Source organism: Sphingomonas sp. HDW15A (genome assembly GCF_011301715.1).
Classification (GTDB): Bacteria; Pseudomonadota; Alphaproteobacteria; order Sphingomonadales; family Sphingomonadaceae; genus Sphingomicrobium.
On record NZ_CP049870.1, the window covers coordinates 1,324,169 to 1,344,961 of the forward strand.

Below are 20,793 nucleotides of genomic sequence, written 5' to 3' on the forward strand. Positions count from 1 at the left end.
CCGATGCCGTCAACGGCCCCTCGACTCGCGCCTCTGTCTTGGGCAGGAGGGTCTGGATGGCCCGCATCCTTCTCATCATCGGCGGCGGCATAGCTGCCTACAAGGCCGCCGAGCTGATCCGGGTGGCCCGTAAGGCCGGACATTCGGTGACGCCAGTGCTGACGGCTGGCGGCGCGCATTTCGTCACGCCGATGAGTCTAGCCGCGCTCGCTGAAAGCCCGGTCTACACGTCCTTGTGGGACCTGAAGGACGAGTCGGAGATGGGGCACATCCAGCTCAGCCGCGCCGCCGATCTCGTCCTGGTTTGCCCGGCAACGGCAGACCTCCTGGCGAAAATGGCAGCAGGCATTGCCGATGATCTCGCGACAACGCTCCTCCTCGCGACGGACAAGCCGGTCGTCGCCGCACCGGCGATGAACGTACGGATGTGGCTGCACGCCGCGACCCAGGCCAACGCCGCGATCCTCAAGAGCCGCGGGGTGATGGTCCTTGAGCCTGACGAGGGCGACATGGCCTGCGGCGAATATGGGCCCGGCCGCCTGCCTGAACCTGCCGACATCATCGCCCGGATCTCGCCGATGCTCAAGAGCCGCGGCGCTTTGGAGTTACCCGGAGGTCAAGCCTTAGAAGGCAGGCACGTCCTCGTTACGGCCGGGCCGACGCATGAGCCGATCGATCCGGTGCGGGTCATCGCCAACCGCTCCTCGGGAAAGCAGGGATTTGCAATTGCTGCGGCAGCCGCCCGAGCGGGGGCCCGTGTCACGCTCATTGCCGGACCGGTTGCGTTGCCTACCCCGGGCGGGGTCGCGCGCGTCGATGTCGAGACCGCGCAGCAGATGGTCGACGCCGTGCAAATCGCCCTGCCGGCGGATGTCGCCATCCTCGTTGCCGCTGTCGCCGACTGGCGTGTCGCCAATGCCGCCACCTCCAAGCTGAAGAAAGGCGGCGGCCCTCCCGCGCTCCAATTTGCGCCGAACCCGGATATCCTCAGGACTCTCGCCGAACATCCCGACCGACCACGCCTGCTGGTCGGCTTCGCAGCGGAGACCCACGACATCGTCGGCAACGCCCAATCGAAGCGCACCGCCAAGGGTGCCAACTGGATTGTCGCCAACGATGTCTCCGGAGACGTCATGGGCGGCGCTCGCAACCGCGTTCATCTCGTGACCGACCGAGGTGTCGAAGACTGGCCCGACCAGTCGAAGGAGGATGTCGCGGCCCATCTCATCGATCGCATCGCCAAGGAACTCAATTGACCATCTCGATCCGTATTTCCCGACTGCCGCACGGCGAAGGCCTGCCCTGCCCTCCTACGCCACACCGGGCGCCGCGGGGATGGACGTGGTCGCGGCGGAGGAACTCGACCTCCAGCCCGGCCAGCGACACGCCGTGGCCACCGGCTTTCGCGTGGCAATTCCGGAAGGCTATGAAATCCAGGTCCGTCCCCGTTCCGGCCTGGCACTCAAGCATGGCATCACGGTCCCGAACACGCCCGGAACGATCGACAGCGATTATCGCGGCGAGCTCAAGATCCTGCTGATAAATCACGGCTCCGAACCGTTCCCGATCCGCCGCGGCGAACGCATCGCCCAGCTCGTTCCCGCCGCCGTCGCCGTCGCGCGTTTCGAAGAGGTGACGGAGTTGTGCGAAACCGAGCGCGGCCACGGCGGATTTGGCTCGACCGGCGGCCATGCCGCTCTCTGACGAGGAGCTTGACCGTTACGCCCGGCAGCTGGTCCTTCCCCAGTTCGGCGGGCTCGGCCAGCAGCGCCTGAAGGCGGCCAAGGTCGCGGTGATCGGCGCCGGGGGAATCGGCTCGTCGGTTATCCCCGCCCTCGCCTGCGCCGGGGTCGGTGCGCTGACCATCGTTGATGGGGATCGGGTCGAACTGGCCAACCTCCCCCGGCAGCCCATCTTCACCTCGTCGCAAGTCGGCATGGGCAAGGCGTTGTTAGCAAGCCACTGGGTCATGTCCCGCAATGCGCATGTCGAGGTGAAGGCTGTCGCGGAGCGGCTCGACGATGCAAACGCCGCCGACATAATTCGCGGCCATGAACTCGTCATCGACGGCACGGACAATTTCGCTACCCGCCTGCTTGTGAGCGACACCTGCGTCGCGCTTGGCCTTCCGCTGCTCAGCGCTGCCGCGCAACAATTCCAGGGTCAGGTCGCCATTTTCAGCGGAAACCCCTGCTACCGCTGCTTCGTCGGTGACGCTTTCGACGCAGAAGATTGCGACAGTTGCGCGGAACTCGGAGTTCTCGGCGCCACGGTCGCAACGGTCGGCAGCTATGCCGCGCTGATGGCGATCCGCGCGCTGGCCGGAATGGCCGACGACCGCGGCACGCTGCACCTGTTCGATGCCGCGGCCCTGGAATGGCGCCGGATCAGGCTTTCTTCCGACCCTTCGTGCCGGACTTGCGGCGGGCAGGCTTCTTAGCCGGGCCCTTCGCCGCCTTGGCGTCAATCAGCGCTACCGCCTCGTCCAGCGTTACCGCCTTCGGATCAGCCGACTTCGGCAAGGTCGCATGAGTCGTGCCGTCAGAGACATAAGGCCCAAATCGCCCTTCCAGCACCTTGATTTCCTTGGCTGATTCTGGGTGCGGCCCGAGCACCGCGATCGGCTCCCGGCCCGCGCCGCGGCGCCCGCCGCCATTCGCCGCCTCGGCCAGCTTCGCGACGGCCGCGTTCATGCCGGTTTCGAGCACCTCGGTCGTCGACTTCAGCCGGGCGTATTTGCCGTCATGGGCGAGATAGGGCCCATAGCGGCCAATCGACGCCGTGATCGGCAAGCCCGTTTCCGGATGGATTCCAACGGTACGCGGCAGGGCAAGCAAAGCTTCGGCCATCTCGAGGGTCAGGTCCGACTGCGGAACGTCCTTGGGCAAGGACGCGCGCTTGCCGTCACGTTCCAAATACGGCCCGAACCGGCCGGTCTTTAGCTCGATTCCATTGCCGATCTCGGCCGGTCCCTCGCTCGCGGCTTCCTCGCCGCCCTGGCCGAATCGCCGCGTATATTTGCACTCCGGATAGTTGGAGCAGGCGACGAACGCGCCGAACTTCCCCCCGCGAAGCCCGAGCTTGCCATTGCCGCACAGCGGGCAAAGACGCGGATCGCTCCCGCCCTCTTTGTCAGGGAACAGGTACGGCGCAAGGAACTCGTCGAGCGCCGCGGTGACGTCGCTCGGCTTCTGATCCATAACCTCGCCCGCCTTGGGCTTGAAGTCCCGCCAGAAGTCCTCAAGCAACTTGATCCAGCCGAGCCGCCCGCCCGACACGTCGTCCAGTTCTTCCTCGAGCTCGGCGGTGTAATCGTAGTTGACGTAGCGCTCGAAGAACCGCTCGAGAAACGCCGTCACCAGCCGCCCACTCTCTTCGGGAATGAAGCGATTCTTTTCCAGCCGGACGTACTCGCGGTCCTTTAGCGTCTGGAGGGTCGCGGCATAGGTCGAAGGACGTCCGATGCCCAGTTCCTCCAGCCGCTTGACCAGCGATGCTTCGGAGAAACGCGGGGGCGGCTGCGTAAAATGCTGGGTCGCCTCGACGCCGGTCTTGGCCGGCGCATCGCCCTCGCGAAGCTGCGGCATGCGCCCGCCATCCTCGTCGTTCTGGTCGTCGCGACCTTCATCGTAGAGCGTCATGAATCCGGGGAAGATCACGACCTGCCCCGTCGCCCTGAGAGTCGCTCGGCCCGCGCCGTCTGTCAGCTCGACCGTGGTCCGTTCAAGCCGCGCGGAAGCCATCTGGCTCGCCAGCGCGCGGTTGTATATCAGCTGGTAGAGCCGGCCATGATCGCCCGCTCCCGCCCGATCCTTGTAGAAATCCGTCGGCCGAATCGCTTCATGCGCTTCCTGAGCATTCTTCGCCTTGCTGCTGTAATGTCTGGGCTTATCCGGCAGATAGCCGGCGTCATAGCGGTCTGCGACCGCTTTCCTCGCGGCCGAAATCGCCTCGCCCGCCATCTGGACGCCATCGGTCCTCATGTAGGTGATCAGCCCGTCCTCATAGAGCGACTGGGCGAGCCGCATCGTGTGGCTCGCCGCGAAGCCAAGCTTGCGCGCAGCCTCCTGCTGCAATGTCGAGGTCGTGAAGGGCGGCGGTGGGTTCTTGCTTAGTGGCCTGGTCTCGACCGACATCACGCTGAACCGGCCGTCCTCGACCACCTTTCTGGCGGCCTCGGCGTTGCCCTGATCACCAATTGTCAACCGGTCGATCTTCGCCCCGTCGAGCGACACAAGTCGCGCGGTGAACGGCGTCCCATCTGCCTCGAAAGTCGCCGACACCTGCCAATATTCCTGCGCACGAAACATCTCGATTTCGCGCTCTCGGTCAACGATCAGGCGAAGCGCGACCGACTGTACGCGGCCTGCCGATTTTGCACCGGGAAGCTTGCGCCACAGGATCGGCGACAGCGTGAACCCGACCAGATAATCCAGCGCGCGCCGCGCCTTGTAGGCATCGATGAGATGCTCATCCAGGCCACGCGGATTCGCCATGGCTTCGGTCACCGCACTCTTGGTAATGGCGTTGAATGTCACGCGCTCGACCTGCGCCGGGAGCACCTTGCGCTTCTTGAGAACCTCCTGGACGTGCCAGCTGATGGCCTCGCCTTCACGATCGGGGTCGGTCGCGAGCACCAGCGAGTCCGCCTTCTTAGCTTCGTCAGCTATGGCCTTGAGCTGTTTCGCCTTGTCCGGATAGGTCTCCCAATCCATCGCGAAACCATCGTCCGGGTTGACCGAGCCATCCTTTGGCGGAAGGTCGCGGACATGGCCGTAGCTGGCCAGCACGCGGTGCCCCGGCCCTAGATATTTTTCGATGGTCTTCGCCTTGGCGGGCGATTCAACGACGACAAGTTTCAAGTTCGCGCATTCCCTTTACGTACGTACGCGCGATTGTCGGGCACGGCCCGAGGCCGTCAAGCGGAGGTTAGGGCCGACTCTGAGCGAACCCACGTGGCAGAACGAGTCAGCGTTCCAGAATTCAAACCTTGCTTCCTCCAACCCGGGGTTCGGTGCCGGCAATAAGCCGCTGGATATTCTCCTTGTGGCGCCAGATGACCAGAAGCGCAAAGGCAAGAAGCATCAGGAACATTTGCCGGTCGCCGGCGACAAACGCCGTCAGCGGCGCGCTTGCAGCCGCCGCCATCCCCGCCGCCGACGATATGCGCACCGTCAAAAGCAGCCCGATCCATACGAGAACGAAAACCAGCGCGGCTACGGGGATCAGGGGAATCAGGATGCCGAGAAACGTCGCGACCCCTTGCCGCCTCTGAACCGAAGCCAGACCGGGAAGAGGTGACCGATCAGTGCGCCCGCCGCAGCAAACCGTATCGAGTCCGGCCAAATCGCCTGGGCAATCAGCACCGCTGCCGTGCCCTTCACGGCGTCGAGCAGCAGAGTTAGCGCGGCAAGCTTCTTCGATCCCGACCGAAGTACGTTCGTTGCGCCGATGTTACCGGAACCGATGTCGCGAATGTCCCCTTTTCCCGCCAACCTGGTCAGGATCAGTCCGAATGGTATCGATCCCAGCAGATAGCCCACCAGCAGGGCGAACGCGGCAGATGTCGTCATGCGCGCCTTGCTAGCACAGCGGGGGACTTGGGCAATGTTGCCCTTTTGCCTTTCGGGCCCTAGCGCACCGACAATGCTAGCCGACGCGCCCCTTCTTTTCTTCGACTCCGGGGTCGGCGGCCTCAGCGTGCTCGGCCCGACGCGGGTGCTGCTCCCCAATGCACCCATCGTCTACGCCGCCGACAATGCGGGCTATCCCTATGGCACAAAGTCGGAGGAGGAACTTGCCCAGCGAGTGCCGGCACTACTCGAACGACTGGTCGAACGCTTCGCGCCGCGGCTTGCCGTGATGGCCTGTAACACAGCTTCGACCATCGCGCTCGATCATGTCCGCGAAGCACTCGACATTCCCGTCGTCGGCACTGTCCCGGCGATTAAGCCGGCGGCAGAAATCTCGAAGACCCGTGTCATCGGCGTGCTTGGAACCGAGGCGACTGTCCGCCAGCCCTATGTCGATGACCTCACCGCGCGCTTCGCGGCCGATTGCAGGGTCGTCAGGCATGGTAGTGCAGCATTGGTCAATCTCGCTGAGGCCAAGCTTCGCGGCGATCCGGTTTCTGCGGGGGCAGTTCGCGCCGCCATCGCCCCTCTCATCGAATCCGCGTCGGGCATGGATGTGATGGTCCTGGCCTGCACGCATTTCCCGCTTCTGGCCGAGGAGCTCGCCGAAGCCGCGCCCGGCGTCACCCAGGTCGATGGCGGCGCCGGCATCGCTCGCCGCATTGGCTTTCTGACAAGAGGCCAAGCTTGGCCCGCCGAACCCTCCGAAGGAACAGCAATTTTTACGCGCGATCCCGATCCGCGGCTAATCCCGGCCCTCGACCGCTTCGGTCTCACCCTCGTCGATTCGCTCTAATTGCGAGTCGTTCTCAATGGCCTTATGGGCCTGGGGGCGATAAATGCCCCGCAAAGCGAGACACCCTTGGATTACGACAGCATCTTCAGGGCAGCGATTGATCGGCTGCACGACGAAGGCCGTTACCGGGTCTTCATCGATATTCTGCGCACAAAGGGCAATTATCCCAACGCGCAATGCTTTCACGGCCACAATGGGCCGAAGCCGATCACTGTCTGGTGTTCGAATGATTACCTCTGCATGGGCCAGCACCCCGTCGTGATCGAAGCGATGGAGCGCGCCCTTCACGAGGTCGGGGCCGGCTCCGGCGGAACTCGCAACATCGGCGGCAACACCCATCTCCACGTCCAGCTTGAGAACGAGCTCGCCTCGCTACACGGCAAGGAATCGGCGCTGCTGTTCACTTCTGGCTATGTCTCGAACGAGGCGGCGCTTTCCACCCTTGGCAGGCTGCTTCCCGGCTGCATCATTTTCTCGGACGAGCTCAACCACGCTTCGATGATAGCGGGCATCAAGAGCTCGGGCTGCGAGAAGCGGGTCTTTAGGCACAACGACCTCGAGCATCTCGAGCAGATGCTGATGTCCGTGCCAGCTGACACGCCCAAGCTGATCGCGTTCGAGAGCGTCTATTCGATGGACGGTGACGTCGCCCCGATAGCGGCGATCTGCGATCTCGCCGACAGGTACGAAGCGCTCACCTATCTCGACGAAGTCCATGCCGTCGGGATGTACGGCCTTCACGGCGGCGGCATTTCGGAGCGCGACGGCGTTGCGGATCGCGTGACGATCATCGAAGGCACGCTCGGCAAGGCTTATGGCGTGATGGGCGGCTACATCGCCGCCGACAAGGCAATCGTGGATTGTATCCGCAGCTATGCGCCGGGCTTCATCTTCACCACGTCGCTGTCGCCGGTACTGGTCGCCGGCGCGCTTGCTTCGGTTCGTCATCTCAAGGCCTCCAGCGAAGAACGCGAGGCGCAGCAGGCCGCTGCCGCGGCGCTCAAGAGCAAATTTAGGGAAGCCTGCCTGCCGGTCATGGAGACCGTGACCCATATCGTGCCGCTGCTCGTCGGCTGCCCGGTCAAGGCCAAGGCGATCAGCGACATCCTGCTCGCTGAATACGGCCTCTACGTACAGCCGATCAATTTCCCGACGGTTCCTCGAGGGACGGAGCGACTCCGCTTCACGCCCGGCCCGAACCATAGCGAAGCGATGATGGACGAGCTCACCGGCGCCCTCACCGAAATCTGGGATCGTCTCGAACTGCAGGCCGTGAAAGCGGCCTGAACGGTGGCGGACGCATCCACCGAATTCCGCCACGAAATGCCCGATTCGCTTCGCGCGATCCTCGACGGTAGTCCTGCGCTCAACGCCAGGTGGGCCGACCTCACCGATCTCGCGCGCAATGAGTGGATCTGCTGGATGACTTTGCCCAAGAAGCAGGAGACGCGGGACAAGCATCTTGCCCGGCTCCAAGAAGACGTGCTCGCCGGGAAGCGCCGGCCATGCTGTTGGCCCGGCTGCCCGCATCGCCGCCAGTCGGCGCAGAAGTGGTTCAAGAACTGAGCCGCACCCCCAATAGGCGGTAGCCAACCATTGGCACATCCCCTAGATGGTGGACATGCGCATCGCCCTCGCCGCCGACCATGCCGGATACGTCCTAAAGGACGAGCTCGCGGCGTGGCTTCGCGAGGCTGGCCATGACGTCACCGACCTTGGCACGAACGGCTCTGAAAGCGTCGATTATCCTGCGTTCGGGGCCAAGCTCGCCAATGCGATCGCGTCGGGCCGGGCCGACCGCGGCATCGCCGTCTGCGGTTCGGGAATCGGGATTTCGATCGCCGTCAACCGCAATACAGCCTGCCGCTGCGCCCGCGTCGACGATCCGCTATCGGCCCGGCTGGCCCGCGAACATAATGACGCAAACGCGATTGCGCTTGGCAGCCGTCTCATCGGCACGGACATGGCCAAGGCCTGCGTCGATGCCTTTCTCGGCACGGAATTCGCCGGCGGCCGGCACCAGCGCCGCATCGACCAGCTTTCCACTTTGCTTGAGGAATCCGACTGATGGCTACCGTCACTGCCGAAGGTAATCCGACTTCCCTGACGGACGTCCAGCCGCTCGGCTTCTTCACAGAGGCACTTCGCGACGCCGACCCGAAGGTCGCGGCGGCCATCGCCGAGGAGCTGGAGCGGGAGCAGACCCAGATTGAGCTGATTGCCTCGGAGAACATTGTCTCCAAGGCAGTTCTCGAGGCCCAAGGCTCAGTGTTCACGAACAAATATGCCGAAGGCTATCCTGGCCGCCGCTACTATCAGGGCTGCCATCCTTCGGATTCGGTCGAGCAGCTCGCCATCGACCGTGCAAAAGAGTTGTTCAATTGCGGCTTCGCCAACGTCCAGCCGCATTCCGGCGCGCAGGCCAATGGTGCCGTGATGCTCGCCTTGACCAAGCCCGGTGACACCATTCTCGGTATGAGTCTCGATGCCGGCGGCCACCTCACCCACGGCGCCAAGCCCGCGATGTCGGGCAAATGGTTCAATTCGGTCCAATATGGCGTCCGCCAGGACGACCATTTGATCGATTTCGACCAGGTCGAAGCACTTGCCAGGGAACATAGGCCGACCCTGATCATAGCCGGCGGATCCGCCTATCCGCGCCATATCGACTTCGCGCGTTTCCGCGCCATCGCCGACGAGGTGCACGCGATCTTCATGGTCGATATGGCCCATTTCGCCGGGCTCGTCGCGGCGGGCGAGCACCCGACCCCGTTCGGCCATGCCCATGTCGTCACCACCACGACTCACAAGACCTTGCGCGGCCCGCGCGGCGGCATGGTGCTGACGGATGACGAAGCCATCGCCAAGAAAATCAACTCGGCGGTCTTCCCGGGCCTGCAGGGCGGCCCGCTGATGCACGTTATCGCTGCCAAGGCGGTGGCCTTCGGCGAGGCGCTAGAGCCCGGCTTCAAGACCTACGCCAAGGCCGTTATCCGCAACGCCCAGGTGATGGCCGCACGGCTCAAGGACCGCGGCGCCGATCTCGTCGCCGGCGGAACCGACACGCACCTTGCTCTTGTCGATCTTCGCCCGCTCGGGATTACCGGCAAGGATGCTGACGAGGCCCTCGAGCGCGCTGGAATCACCTGCAACAAGAACGGCGTTCCCTTCGATCCGCTCCCGCCGATGAAGACCAGCGGTATCCGCATCGGCTCGCCAGCGGGCACGACCCGCGGGTTCGGCGAAGCGGAGTTTAAAGAGATCGCCGACATGGTGGCAGACGTGCTTGACGGGGTCGCAAGGACCCAAAGCACGGGCGACCGCGACGTGGAGAATGCCGTTCGGGCCCGGGTTCGCGCGCTCTGCTCCCGTTTCCCGATCTACAAAGGCTAGCTTTCGCCTTGCGCTGCCCGTTCTGCGCCCATGAAAACAGCCAGGTGAAGGACTCGCGCCCAAGCGAGGACAACACCTCAATTCGCCGCCGCCGCCAGTGCGAAGGCTGCGGAGCGCGGTTCACCACATTCGAGCGAGTTCAGCTTCGCGACCTGATCGTCGTCAAGCGCGACGGCAAGCGCGAGCCTTTCGACCGCGAAAAGCTGCGGCGAGCGATCGGCCACTCGACCCGCAAGCGGGATATTTCGGCCGACAGGATCGATCAGTTCATCAGCGGGGTTCAACGTCAGCTTGAAACGCGCGGCGACGAAGTCTCATCGACCGAGATCGGCGAGGCGGTGATGGCCGGGCTCAAGGCACTCGATCACGTCGCTTACATCCGTTTCGCGAGCATCTACCGCGACTTTAGCGATCCAGCCGATTTCGCTGAGTTCGCGGAAAAGGTCGAACGTGAATCTGTCCCGCCGGGTCAGGACAAACTCCTTTGAGCACTCGGTAATATGAGCTGTTACGCACCGGTCATTGTCCTAATCCGCCCACAGCTCGGTCAAAATATCGGCAAGGCGGCGCGGGCGATGTTGAACTTCGGCCTTACCGAAATGCGCCTCGTGGCGCCGCGCGACGGCTGGCCGAATCCCGAGGCCGGGCCCGCAGCGAGCGGCGCAAACTCTGTCCTGGAAAGCGCCAAGGTGTTCGCAACGACGGCCGAGGCCGTTGCGGACTGCAACCTCGTCTATGCCTCCACGGTGCGCCGTCGCGATCTCGTGATGCCGGTTATCGGCCCAGAGCAAATGGCTGCGAGCATCCGCGCTTCAGCGGGGCGTTCGGCGATTTTGTTCGGGCCGGAACGCTCTGGCCTCGAGACAGAGGACGTGGCGCTGGCCAGCGCTATCGTCACGGTCCCTATCAACCCTGAATTCGGAAGCCTCAACCTGGCCCAGGCAGTCATCCTGCTCGCCTATGAATGGTCGCGGGGCGAAAGGCTGGCCCAGCCCCCAGCGAAGGAACTCGAGCCGCCCGCTCCAATGGGCGAGCTGGATGGATTGATCGGGCAACTGGATCAGGCGCTGGTCGATGTGAAATACTTTCATCCGCCCGAGCGTACTGCCGCAACCAGAGCGACGATCCGCACGATTCTGACGAAAGCGGGATGGTCTAGCCGAGAAGTGCGCGCCTTGCGGGGAATAATCGGCGCTCTAAGCTCAAAGAAAGGCTAAACGTCGGCATTAACGGATTTTGTATTTTGCTATAAAAATGATATTGTTTTCGACTCTTCCGGACTTGGAGGTGCGTCATGTTAAGTGTCCTGGCGCTTGCGGCACTTTTCGCCGACGCAGCGCCCGCCGCTGCAGAACCCACGCCGTTCAAAAAGACAGATGACGCGAAGATTATCTGCCGAACGTTGATCGGTACTGGATCGCGCCTCAACACCCAGCGGGTATGCCTTCCCAAGCGAGAATGGGATCGCATGTACACGGAGAACTCCGAGGGCGTCCGGAAGACTCAGAGCGAGCATTCCACCATGCCGCGCTCGTGGGGTCAATAAAAACGCATTCCGGATAGAAGTTGGAGGCGCCGAGATGATTGCTGCTACCTTGCTGTTTCTGGTCGCGACACCGACCGACCTGCCTACCGCGACTCCGGAGCAAACGGCCAATCAGGTTGCTAGTGCCAAGCCTTCCAAAAACACCACGAAGTCATGCCGTGAAATGTTGCTGAGCAGCAGTAGGCTGGGCGCGGTCAAGATTTGCAAGACTAGGGCCGAATGGCGACGGTGGGACGACTGCCACCGCTCCGTCACCCGCTATTGCACACCGGAGAAGAAGTCTCAGCGGCTTTATTCGGAGTGGAAGCACGACAGAATGATCTGCAAGGACATCAAGGAAACCGGCAGTCGCCTAAGCACGCAGCGGGTATGCTCCACGGCCCGGGAATGGCGCCTCGCCGAAGAGGAGGCCCAGAAGGCACTGCGCGACCGGCAGAGCATCTCGACGCTGAGCAACGAAGGTAGCGATGGGGCGGGTTTCGCTCCCCACGATAGGTGCGCTTCTTGACGCAACGGCTTGCGGAAGCTAGGGGCGCCACTCGCAATTGATCCCGCATATCCGGTGAAGCGGTGATCGCGTTCGGCCATTGGTCGTGCGGTGCGGTTCCGGATGATCCGCTAGCTTCGGCCGGCATGCAAATTGGAGAATGAACTATGTCGAAGCGCTCTAGCGCCAAGTACAAGCTCGACCGCCGCATGGGCGAAAACGTCTTCGGACGTCCCAAGAGCCCGGTCAACCGCCGCGAGTATGGCCCGGGCCAGCACGGTCAGCGCCGCAAGGGCAAGATGTCCGACTTCGGCATTCAGCTCCGCGCCAAGCAGAAGCTGAAGGGCTATTACGGCGACGTCACCGAAAAGCAGTTCAAGCGCACCTTCGTCGAAGCGTCGCGGATGAAGGGTGACGCCAGCCAGAACCTGATCGGCCTTCTCGAGCGCCGCCTCGACATGGTCGTCTACCGCGCCAAGTTCGCGCCGACCATCTGGGCCGCCCGTCAGCTCGTCAGCCACGGCCACATTCGGGTCAACGGCGTGAAGTGCAACATCGCCAGCCGTCGTATCGACGTGAACGACGTCATCGAACTCGGCCCGAAGGCCAAGGAAATGGCGCTCGTCATGGAGGCGCAGAGCCTCGCGGAGCGTGACATCCCGGAATATGTCTCAGCTGACGGCACCGACAAGGCGACCTTCATCCGCGTCCCGACGCTCGATGAAGTGCCCTACCCGGTCCGCATGGAGCCGAATCTGGTCGTCGAATTCTATTCGCGCTAACCTTTTCTGTCAGCACGAGACAAGAGGGCGGCCCGCGAGGGTCGCCCTTTTTCGTTTCGAACGTTAGAGGCCCTCTCATGACCAGCGTACCCCTTCCCGAATGGGCTCCCCACCAGGCCGTCTGGATCGGATTTCCAAGCGATCCCCAGCTTTGGCTGGATGATCTGGCCTCGGCTCAAGCGGAGGTCGCCGCGTTCGCCGAAGCCGTCCATTCCGACGGAGCTGGCGAGCTGGTGTGGCTTGTTGCCGCGAACGAAACCGCCGCAGCAGAAGCGCGCCGTCTCGCACCATTCGCGAAAGTCATCGTCGAGCCGTTCGGCGACATCTGGCTTCGCGACACTGGTGCAATCGTTACCGGCACGGGCAAGGACCGCCGCGCCCAGGGTTTTGGCTTCAACGGCTGGGGCGGGAAATACGACCTATCCGGCGACGATAGCATCGGCGAGCGGCTGGCGAAGGGGGCTGCCCTTCCCTACGCCAAGTCGGACTGGATCCTGGAGGGCGGCGCTGTCGACGGCGATGGCTGCGGCCGGTTCATCACGACCGAGCAATGCCTGCTGAATCCCAACCGCAACCCCGGCTTCGGCAAGGAAGACGTGGGAGAACGACTGAAGCGCGATCTGGGCGCAAGCGAAATCGTCTGGCTCGGCGAGGGCCTGGCCAATGACCACACCGACGGCCATGTCGACAATCTCGCCCGTTTCGTCGGACCTGGCCGCGTCGTTATCCCGGAAGCGGAGCCGCAAGATCCGAATGCCGAGATCTATGCCGACGCCGCGGAGCGGCTTCTTGACGCCGACCTTCACGTCATCGCCATCCCGTCGCCCGGTCTCATCGAGGACGAGGACGGCAAGGCGATCCCGGCGAGCTACATGAATTTCTATATCGGTAATGCCGCGGTGGTCGTCCCGATTTACGGCGCGCCCAATGATGCCGCAGCAGTAGCCGCGCTACAGGACATCTTCCCCGACCGGAAAGTCGTCGGTCTGCGCGCGGACCATATCCTGACCGGAGGCGGAAGCTTCCACTGCATCAGCCAGCAGGTGCCCGAATGAGCCAGAAACTGACTGTCGCCGCGCTCCAACTCGCATTCGGCAACAACATCGACGAGAATATTCTCAACGTCAGCGACCTGGTCCGCGAGGCCGCAACCAAGGGCGCGAAGGTGGTTTTGCCGCCGGAGCTGTTCGAGGGAGAGTATTTCTGCCGCGTCGAGGACGAGGGCCTGTTCGCGACAGCCAGGCCTGTCGAGGAGCATCCGGCCGTGCTGGCAATGCAGAAGCTCGCCAACGAACTCGACATTTGGATTCCAACAAGCTTTTTCGAGGCCGACGGCCCGCATCACTATAATTCGCTGGCAATGATCGGACCCGACGGGAAGGTCGCGGGCGTATACCGCAAGAGCCACATCCCCGACGGTCCGGGCTACGAAGAGAAGTTCTACTTCCGGCCAGGCAACACCGGCTTCAAGACATGGCACGCCGGCGGCACCAACATCGGCGTCGGCGTATGCTGGGATCAGTGGTACCCGGAAGCGGCACGGGCAATGATGCTGATGGGCGCCGAAATCCTCTTCTACCCAACCGCCATCGGGACGGAGCCGCACGACCCCGACCTCGACACGTCGCGCCTATGGCGCCGCGCGATGATCGGCCATGCGGTCAGCAACGTAGTGCCGGTCGTGGCCGCAAACCGCATCGGAAACGAGCACGGCCAGATATTCTATGGGCACAGCTTCATTTGCGACGAACGCGGCGACATCCTCGCCGAATTCGGTCGCGAGGAAACCGGCGTGCTCATTGCAACTCTCGACGTCGCCCAGGCCAAGCGGCACCGCGCCGCTTTCGGTTTCTTCCGCGACCGCCGCCCGGAACTGTACGGGCGCCTAATCCAGGATATCTAGGCGCTTAGCCAACCCGGAAGCGGCATCGCCGACGCTTCGGCAAGGTCGATCCGCCGCCGAACCAGCGCCCAATTGTCTCCGTTCACAAGGATTTCGGGCGTCAGCTCCCGGCTGTTGTAGCCGTTAGACATGGCGGCTCCATAAGCGCCAGCGGTCCGAAAGACGAGCAGATCCCCTTCTTTCAGCCGATCCATTTCCCGGGCCATGGCGAATGTGTCGCCGCTTTCGCAAACTGGGCCGACCACGTTGGCAACTGTCCTATCTCCGGAAGGGCGCACGGCCTCGATATGGTGGTAGGCGTCGTACAGCGCCGGGCGCATCAGGTCGTTCATGGCCGCATCGACGATGACCCACGGACGGGATTCGCCAGGCTTGACCCGAACAACGCGCGCCAGCAGCACCCCGGCGTTGCCGCTGATAAGGCGACCTGGCTCGAAAGCCAGGCGCATGTTCCAGCCCTTTGTCACTCGTGCGACCATCTGCCCGTAGGCATCGGGGCTTGGGGGCTCCGGCTGGCCCGGCCCGTATGGCACGCCGAGCCCGCCGCCAAGATCTGCGATCTTGAGGTTGAACCCGTCAGATCTCAGCCCCGCGATCAACTCTCCCAGGCGAACGAACGCCGACTCGAGCGGAGCGAGGCTCGTGAGTTGGCTGCCGATGTGAACGGTGACACCCGTCACCTCTAGGCCCGGCAATTCGCGGGCCGCACGAAAGGCCTCCATTGCCTGGTTTGCCGGAATACCAAACTTATTGTCGGCATTTCCCGTCGTGATCTTGGCATGTGTCCCGGCATCCACATCGGGGTTGAGGCGGAATGCAATCCGCGCGGTGCCGCCGACGCTGGATGCGACCTGGGACAGGGTTCGGGCTTCCTCAATCGATTCGAGGTTGAATTGCAGCACATCGCCCGACAGCGCCTCGGCCATTTCGGTAGCGCCCTTGCCGACCCCGGAAAACAGGATCTTCGATGGCGCAATTCCCGCAGCCCGCGCCCGGCGATACTCGCCGATGGAAACGATGTCGGCGCCGAGCCCTTCGCCGGCCAAAGTCGCTAGCACTGCCGGATTGGGATTGGCCTTGACCGCGAAGGCGACCAATGGATCGTCCAGCATTGCCAGCGCTGAGATTATCGCACGGGCGTGCCGGACAAGCGTCGCCGTCGAGTAGACGTAGACGGGCGTGCCGATCTCGCTGGCAATCGTTTCCAGCGGCACGTCCTCGCAAAACATTTGTCCGTAGCGGTAATCGAAATGGTCCATGCTCGTCCTCAGCGGCGGCCGCGGGCGGCCAGAGCGGCTCCGAATACAGATTCGAACATTGCCGCATTCAGCCGGCCCGTGTTCTGATTGTAGCGGCTGCAATGGTAACTATCGAAAAGCCGCATGTTCCCCGGCAAGACATGCTCTGCCGAATGCGCGAACTTCGCTTTGGCTAGCGGAAGCTCGAACGTGCGGCACAGGCTGTCATGAGCAACCTTTCCAAGCGCGATGAACGTGGTCAGCTTTGGAAGGCTTTCGATCCCGGCGACAAGGAAGGGCCGGCACGTCGCCTCTTCCACTGGCAGTGTCTTGTTCTGTGGGGGCAAGCATTTGACCGCATTGAGTATGACTGCGCCCTTGAGGCGAAGGCCGTCCAACGGATCGGCGCCATAATCGCCTTCCGCCAGGCCAAACTTGCGAAGAGTCGCGTAAAGGAGCTCGCCGGCAAAGTCGCCGGTGAAGGGACGCCCGGTGCGGTTCGCGCCATGCTTGCCGGGCGCCAATCCGATGATCGCAAGCCATGCTTCAGGATCGCCAAAAGCCGGCACCGGCGCGTTCCACCATTCAGGATGTTCTTCGCGGCAGGCATGGCGGAAGGCGACGAGCCGGGGACAAAGCGGGCAGTCGCGCGGGGCCTCGGCGTGAGGGAGCGGTGAAAGGTCGGCGGGACTGGCGAACGGCATGGGCTTCACCTAGGCGCACGGCGATGGCAGAGGCAACGCACCTTTACGCGATAGGAATCGGCTCGAACCGGACACACGGCCGCCACGGCCGCCCACCACAAGTGGTCGAGTCGGCAATCGCAATGCTCGATGCGTTTTTCGAGCTGTTCGACGCCTCGCCAATTCTCATCAACCCTGCCGCCGGCGGCGCCGGGCGTGATTTCGCCAATGCGGTGGCGCTCGTGCAGTCCCAAATGGCGCCGGACGCAATGCTGGCCGCACTGAAGGCGATGGAGCGGGAATACGGGCGTCGTCCGGGCCGGCGCTGGGGCCCGCGCGTGCTCGACCTCGACATTCTGGCGTGGAGCGGCGGACGATTCTCGTCGCGCGGACTGACGGTTCCTCATCCCAGGCTGGCCGAGCGGGCGTTTGCAATAGGTCCTTTTGCAGCGATCGCGCCCGGCTGGCGTCTGCGTGGGGGCATTACCACGCGCCACCTCGCCGCGCGCCTTGCCCGGCGCGGCCGACGAGGCTAAGCGGCAGGCCCTGCATTGAAGCGGGCCGTTAGCTCAGTCGGTAGAGCAACTGACTTTTAAGCATCTGCTGACTGACAGAAAACTGCGATTTTTGACCTAATTTCCACATCAGTGTGGGACTTAGTGTGGGACTTCAGACCCCCAAAAATGGCGGAAAAACGCCTATAACGGATTGATGAAACAGCAGTTGGTCGATGGATTTTCGGTCCGACTTTTTCTCGCTTGCGCCCGCCCGTGAAAGCCCCAAATGTAACTTCGTGAACTCGAACACTGCACTCATTGCTGACGATCAATCTGTCCTCGGTCGGGCCAAATCAGGCAGCTCACACGCGGAAGAGGCCCGCCTGCAAGTTTCACCGGACCTGGATCCCAAACGCCGCAGCGAGTTCGGCCAATTCATGACCCCGGCCAGCGTGGCCTCGTTTATGGCTGGCCTTTTTGAGGAATTGCCGGATTCAATCCGACTGCTCGACGCAGGCGCCGGGATGGGTGCACTCACCGCCGCATTCGTCGATCATGTGTGCGGTCTCGATAAGCTGCCTACGACACTCGATGTGACGACTTTTGAGGTCGATACGGTGCTTGCCGAGAGATTGGAGCGCACCCTGCTGGCTTGCGCCGATCAATGTGAAGCTGTCGGTATCAACTTCTCATCGCGGATCATCCGTGACGACTACCTGCTCCATTCCAGCGAACCGCTCATGTCGGGGCGGGAACAATATGACTGCGCGCTGCTCAATCCCCCTTATGCCAAGATAAACAGCGGCTCGAAGTCGCGTGCCGCGCTGCGAACTTTAGGCATCGAGACGAGCAACCTCTACGCAGCCTTCGTCGCCGTCGCGCTAGGTCAGATGGTTCGTCGTGGTCAGCTAGTAGCGATCACTCCGCGTAGCTTTTGCAATGGCCGGTATTTCGATCCCTTCCGAAAGTTGCTCGTCGAGCAGGCTGCATTCCGTCAGATCCATGTCTACGAGTCACGGAAGAAGGCATTTGCTGACGACTCTGTCCTCCAGGAAAACATCATCTACCGGTTGGTTAAAGGCGAGCTGCAACCGGCAACTGTCACGATTACATCTAGCGCGGGGCCGAACGACGAAAAGATCGCCCGTCGAATGGTCCCCTTCGCGGAGGTGGTGCGGCCCAACGACCCACATCGTTACATCCATCTGGCTATTTCGGACGCTGATAGCGTGCTCGCCGAGCGCGTCCGAGCGTTACCGTGCAGCTTAAAGGACCTTGGCGTTACTGTTTCGACCGGTCGTGTTGTGGACTTCCGGGCGCGTGATCAATTGCGCAAGGAGCCAGAACTTGGAGCAGTGCCGCTGATCTATCCGGCGCACTTCGACAACGGTTTTGTCTCATGGCCTCGGCCAGGCTTCCGGAAGCATAATGCTCTAATGCTGGATGATTACACGGCCGATCAGGTCGTCCCGCGCGGCACCTATGTCCTGACAAAACGGTTCACATCCAAAGAGGAAAAGCGTCGTCTGGTTGCTGTGATCTATGATCCTGTGAGGATCGACGCCGCTCATGTCGGCTTCGAGAATCATCTGAACTACTTCCATGAGAATGGCGCTGGCCTGCCTGCCGACTTTGCTCGGGGATTGGCCCTGTTCCTGAACTCGACGGCCGTGGACCAGTATTTCCGCATGTTCAGCGGTCATACGCAGGTCAACGCCACCGACCTCCGAAACCTACACTATCCCACACGCGAGCAGCTTGCGGCGGCGGGTAATGCCTACGGTGAGACCTTGCCGTCACAAGAGAAGATCGACGAGGCCGTGGAGACGCTATTTAGTTAAACGACCGCACCAACAGGTGCTTGGCCGGATCAGCCTGGATCCAAATGTAGCTACCCACGGCGATATTGCCGTGCGCGGCTTGCCTCGCTGCCGCTTCCTTCCAGGTCCTATATGTGGTCGTAAAGTCGATACCGGCCTTACCCGATCGTTCTGCAACTCGCTTCATCCCCGTGACCTTGTGAAGGTCCACCTCGCCATCGCTCGTCACGGCCTCGATCACCCACAGTTTGTTCGTCTCCGGATTCCAGAGCAGCACATCGGGCATCCCGTCTTCTAGGCGGAGCTCGACGCCGGCAGCGGCGAACCGCTCACGGTCCTTGTCCGTGATCCGGTCACCATCGCCGTCGTCGACATAAACGACCTGATAGCCAGCCAAAAACCGTGCCGCGTAAATGTCGATCGACGCGCGGATCAGATCGCTATGGCCGGTATCCACCAGCGCCCGAGCTGCTTCAGCAGCCTGCGCCTGGAACTCGCGGCGGGCGCGAGCCGCGTCTTTGCTCGCCCAGTCCGCCAGAAGCGCCGGCCATTCAGGCTCTGGAGCCATCAATATGGCGCGCAATCCTTCGTCGAGGCGATAAGAGGAGTTCCCCGACTTCGCGACCACATGACCGGAAACGAACTCACCGTTGACCAGGGTGATCGCTTCAATGCCGCCGAGCTCGCGGAGCGGCTTAATCCAATAGTCCCGGCCCTCGCGATCAAGTTTGCCTCCGCCACGCTGAAGTATGCCGACATGACAAGCGACATGCGCCGTTGTGGCCCCGTCGGCAAAGCGCGCGCCACCAGGCGGTTTCGAAAACCAACTCCCCGTCTCATCGTCCAGGAGGGCGAACACCGCGTCGATCAGGTCAGGATTATCGCCAAGGGCGAGGCGACGAAGCACTGCCCTGATCCGATCCTTAGTTACGCCCTGGAACGCATCGGGCACTGCTTGACCGTTCTTCTTGAGGCGATGCTGTCGCATCTCGCCAATCGTATCGTGCAAAGCCATCGAACAAGCTACTCCGAAGGATGAACAACGGTCCTAGCCGCAGTTGCTGTTGAGCCGAAAGAGCAAAACTCGCGGCCCGAGTCGCTCGATTTATGGCAGATTTACTGGACAATCTGACCAAAAATCTGTAGTATTGCTGAAGTAATATAAGCCTCAAATAGCTTTGGAATCAGCCAGGCAAGGATATTTTTGATGAAGAAGCGAGATCGCCACCCGATGATAAGAAACAAGTCTGCAAGAAGTTCGCGAAATTTGTTCGCCGATTTACTTGCTTTTTTCGGAAGTTTTTCCCAGCAACGCGCTATCAAGCGCCAAACGCTTCGCTTTTCGTCAAAGGTCAGTGCCTCATTGCGCTTGATAGCGCGTTGCTGACTTCAACTACTTCGCTACGCTCCGATTCTATTTTTTACTGAAAATCTGTCAAGTAGATTGGGCGCATTACTTGTGGATAGAGCGCGCCGAAGCGCGTCGTCGCCGATCCGACATTCAGTGGTGAGCCGTGCTGGATTCGAACCAGCGACCTACTGATTACATACCCGCCACGGCTTTCGCCGCCGCCCAATCGGGCGTTTGGAGTCTGGACTTTCTCATCACCATGCCAGCAGCGCTGGTTTAGGTGGGTGCCGTCAAGTCTCTACACCTTCCCTCATTGCGAGGGCTTGGCTCGGGATTGCCATCGCCGCGACGCGGAAGGGTTCCCCGAGTTTGACACCTTTTCACCAGGAAGTTTCCCGCCTGGGCTTCCACCGAAAGTCAGTTGCTCTACCGACTGAGCTAACGGCCCACATGCGTGCCATTAGATATGCACTCCACGATCCGCAAGCCGCCATCGCATGCGTGTTGTTGAGCACCGCCATTAGCGACCAACTGATTTCTGATCAGTTGGTCTACAGTGTGGGACCCAGTGTGGGAGTTTTTGCGCCCGAACAGTCCCACACAGTCCTCCCAGTCCTTTTTGCACCCTTCAGGATAACCCTTTTAAGTCAGTATTTTACGCAGA

General features: G+C 62.2%; 19 protein-coding genes and 2 pseudogenes. 16 read left to right on the forward strand and 5 right to left on the reverse strand.

The genetic code is table 11. From position 1 onward, the window contains the following. Positions 1-56 precede the first annotated feature (56 nt). The 3 genes and pseudogenes from coaBC (at position 57) to G7076_RS06855 (ending at position 2,440) form a co-directional block, all read left to right on the forward strand. Positions 57-1,256: a bifunctional phosphopantothenoylcysteine decarboxylase/phosphopantothenate--cysteine ligase CoaBC gene (gene coaBC / locus G7076_RS06845; protein ID WP_166201500.1), complete on the forward strand. Its 1,200-nt coding sequence runs from the start codon at positions 57-59 to the stop codon at positions 1,254-1,256. Continuing rightward, positions 1,253-1,704 (forward strand): annotated as a pseudogene (gene dut / locus G7076_RS06850) (dUTP diphosphatase). The gene coaBC and the pseudogene dut overlap by 4 nt, the downstream one beginning before the upstream one ends. Continuing rightward, positions 1,691-2,440 carry a HesA/MoeB/ThiF family protein gene (locus G7076_RS06855; protein ID WP_166201504.1) on the forward strand — a complete coding sequence of 250 codons (750 nt, stop codon included), beginning with the start codon at positions 1,691-1,693 and terminating at the stop codon, positions 2,438-2,440. The pseudogene dut and the gene G7076_RS06855 overlap by 14 nt, the downstream one beginning before the upstream one ends. Here the strand turns inward: G7076_RS06855 and topA are convergent. Both topA and plsY read right to left on the reverse strand, forming a co-directional pair. Next, complete coding sequence (topA, locus tag G7076_RS06860; RefSeq protein ID WP_166201506.1) at positions 2,388-4,862, reverse strand: type I DNA topoisomerase; 2,475 nt, start codon at positions 4,860-4,862, stop codon at positions 2,388-2,390. The two genes, G7076_RS06855 and topA, sit on opposite strands and share 53 nt — an antisense overlap. A 121-nt stretch (positions 4,863-4,983) precedes the next feature. Beyond that, a pseudogene (gene plsY / locus G7076_RS06865) lies at positions 4,984-5,573 on the reverse strand (glycerol-3-phosphate 1-O-acyltransferase PlsY). 73 nt (positions 5,574-5,646) lie between these two features. Between plsY and murI the strand changes: the two are divergent. The 11 genes from murI to aguB all read left to right on the forward strand — a co-directional run bounded on the left by murI (position 5,647) and on the right by aguB (position 14,540). Beyond that, a complete protein-coding gene (gene murI, locus G7076_RS06870) occupies positions 5,647-6,429 on the forward strand; it encodes a glutamate racemase (RefSeq protein WP_166201508.1) in 783 nt (260 codons plus the stop codon). A 66-nt stretch (positions 6,430-6,495) separates the two neighbouring features. Continuing rightward, positions 6,496-7,716 (forward strand): 5-aminolevulinate synthase, encoded by a 1,221-nt coding sequence (gene hemA / locus G7076_RS06875; protein ID WP_166201510.1) that lies wholly within the window; start codon positions 6,496-6,498, stop codon positions 7,714-7,716. 3 nt (positions 7,717-7,719) lie between these two features. Further along, positions 7,720-7,995: a YdeI/OmpD-associated family protein gene (locus G7076_RS06880; protein ID WP_240913736.1), complete on the forward strand. Its 276-nt coding sequence runs from the start codon at positions 7,720-7,722 to the stop codon at positions 7,993-7,995. 55 nt (positions 7,996-8,050) lie between these two features. Continuing rightward, complete coding sequence (rpiB, locus tag G7076_RS06885; RefSeq protein ID WP_166201512.1) at positions 8,051-8,497, forward strand: ribose 5-phosphate isomerase B; 447 nt, start codon at positions 8,051-8,053, stop codon at positions 8,495-8,497. Further along, positions 8,497-9,822: a serine hydroxymethyltransferase gene (glyA, locus tag G7076_RS06890; protein ID WP_166201514.1), complete on the forward strand. Its 1,326-nt coding sequence runs from the start codon at positions 8,497-8,499 to the stop codon at positions 9,820-9,822. The genes rpiB and glyA overlap by 1 nt, the downstream gene beginning before the upstream one ends. Positions 9,823-9,830: 8 nt before the next feature. After that, entirely contained in the window at positions 9,831-10,310 is a 480-nt protein-coding gene (nrdR, locus tag G7076_RS06895) for a transcriptional regulator NrdR (RefSeq protein WP_166201516.1), read from the forward strand. A gap of 12 nt (positions 10,311-10,322) precedes the next feature. Continuing rightward, positions 10,323-11,039, forward strand: coding sequence for an RNA methyltransferase (locus G7076_RS06900; RefSeq protein WP_166201518.1), 717 nt, complete (start codon positions 10,323-10,325; stop codon positions 11,037-11,039). Between the two features lie 363 nt (positions 11,040-11,402). Further along, positions 11,403-11,876, forward strand: coding sequence for a hypothetical protein (locus G7076_RS06905; protein ID WP_166201520.1), 474 nt, complete (start codon positions 11,403-11,405; stop codon positions 11,874-11,876). 146 nt (positions 11,877-12,022) lie between these two features. Then, complete coding sequence (rpsD, locus tag G7076_RS06910; protein ID WP_166201522.1) at positions 12,023-12,637, forward strand: 30S ribosomal protein S4; 615 nt, start codon at positions 12,023-12,025, stop codon at positions 12,635-12,637. Between the two features lie 77 nt (positions 12,638-12,714). Further along, positions 12,715-13,692: an agmatine deiminase family protein gene (locus G7076_RS06915; RefSeq protein WP_166201524.1), complete on the forward strand. Its 978-nt coding sequence runs from the start codon at positions 12,715-12,717 to the stop codon at positions 13,690-13,692. Further along, a complete protein-coding gene (gene aguB / locus G7076_RS06920; RefSeq protein WP_166201526.1) occupies positions 13,689-14,540 on the forward strand; it encodes an N-carbamoylputrescine amidase in 852 nt (283 codons plus the stop codon). The genes G7076_RS06915 and aguB overlap by 4 nt, the downstream gene beginning before the upstream one ends. Here aguB and lysA read toward each other — a convergent pair. Then, positions 14,537-15,799: a diaminopimelate decarboxylase gene (lysA, locus tag G7076_RS06925; RefSeq protein ID WP_166201528.1), complete on the reverse strand. Its 1,263-nt coding sequence runs from the start codon at positions 15,797-15,799 to the stop codon at positions 14,537-14,539. The two genes, aguB and lysA, sit on opposite strands and share 4 nt — an antisense overlap. 8 nt (positions 15,800-15,807) lie before the next feature. After that, complete coding sequence (locus G7076_RS06930; protein WP_166201530.1) at positions 15,808-16,482, reverse strand: uracil-DNA glycosylase; 675 nt, start codon at positions 16,480-16,482, stop codon at positions 15,808-15,810. A 23-nt stretch (positions 16,483-16,505) separates the two neighbouring features. Here G7076_RS06930 and folK point away from each other — a divergent pair, with 23 nt between their 5' ends. Together folK and G7076_RS06940 are read left to right on the forward strand one after the other, a co-directional pair. Next, positions 16,506-16,997 carry a 2-amino-4-hydroxy-6-hydroxymethyldihydropteridine diphosphokinase gene (folK, locus tag G7076_RS06935; RefSeq protein WP_166201532.1) on the forward strand — a complete coding sequence of 164 codons (492 nt, stop codon included), beginning with the start codon at positions 16,506-16,508 and terminating at the stop codon, positions 16,995-16,997. A gap of 194 nt (positions 16,998-17,191) precedes the next feature. Further along, complete coding sequence (locus G7076_RS06940) at positions 17,192-18,799, forward strand: Eco57I restriction-modification methylase domain-containing protein (RefSeq protein WP_166201534.1); 1,608 nt, start codon at positions 17,192-17,194, stop codon at positions 18,797-18,799. Here G7076_RS06940 and G7076_RS06945 read toward each other — a convergent pair. Next, complete coding sequence (locus G7076_RS06945) at positions 18,792-19,793, reverse strand: BsuBI/PstI family type II restriction endonuclease (RefSeq protein ID WP_166201536.1); 1,002 nt, start codon at positions 19,791-19,793, stop codon at positions 18,792-18,794. The two genes, G7076_RS06940 and G7076_RS06945, sit on opposite strands and share 8 nt — an antisense overlap. Between the last annotated feature and the right edge of the window lie 1,000 nt (positions 19,794-20,793).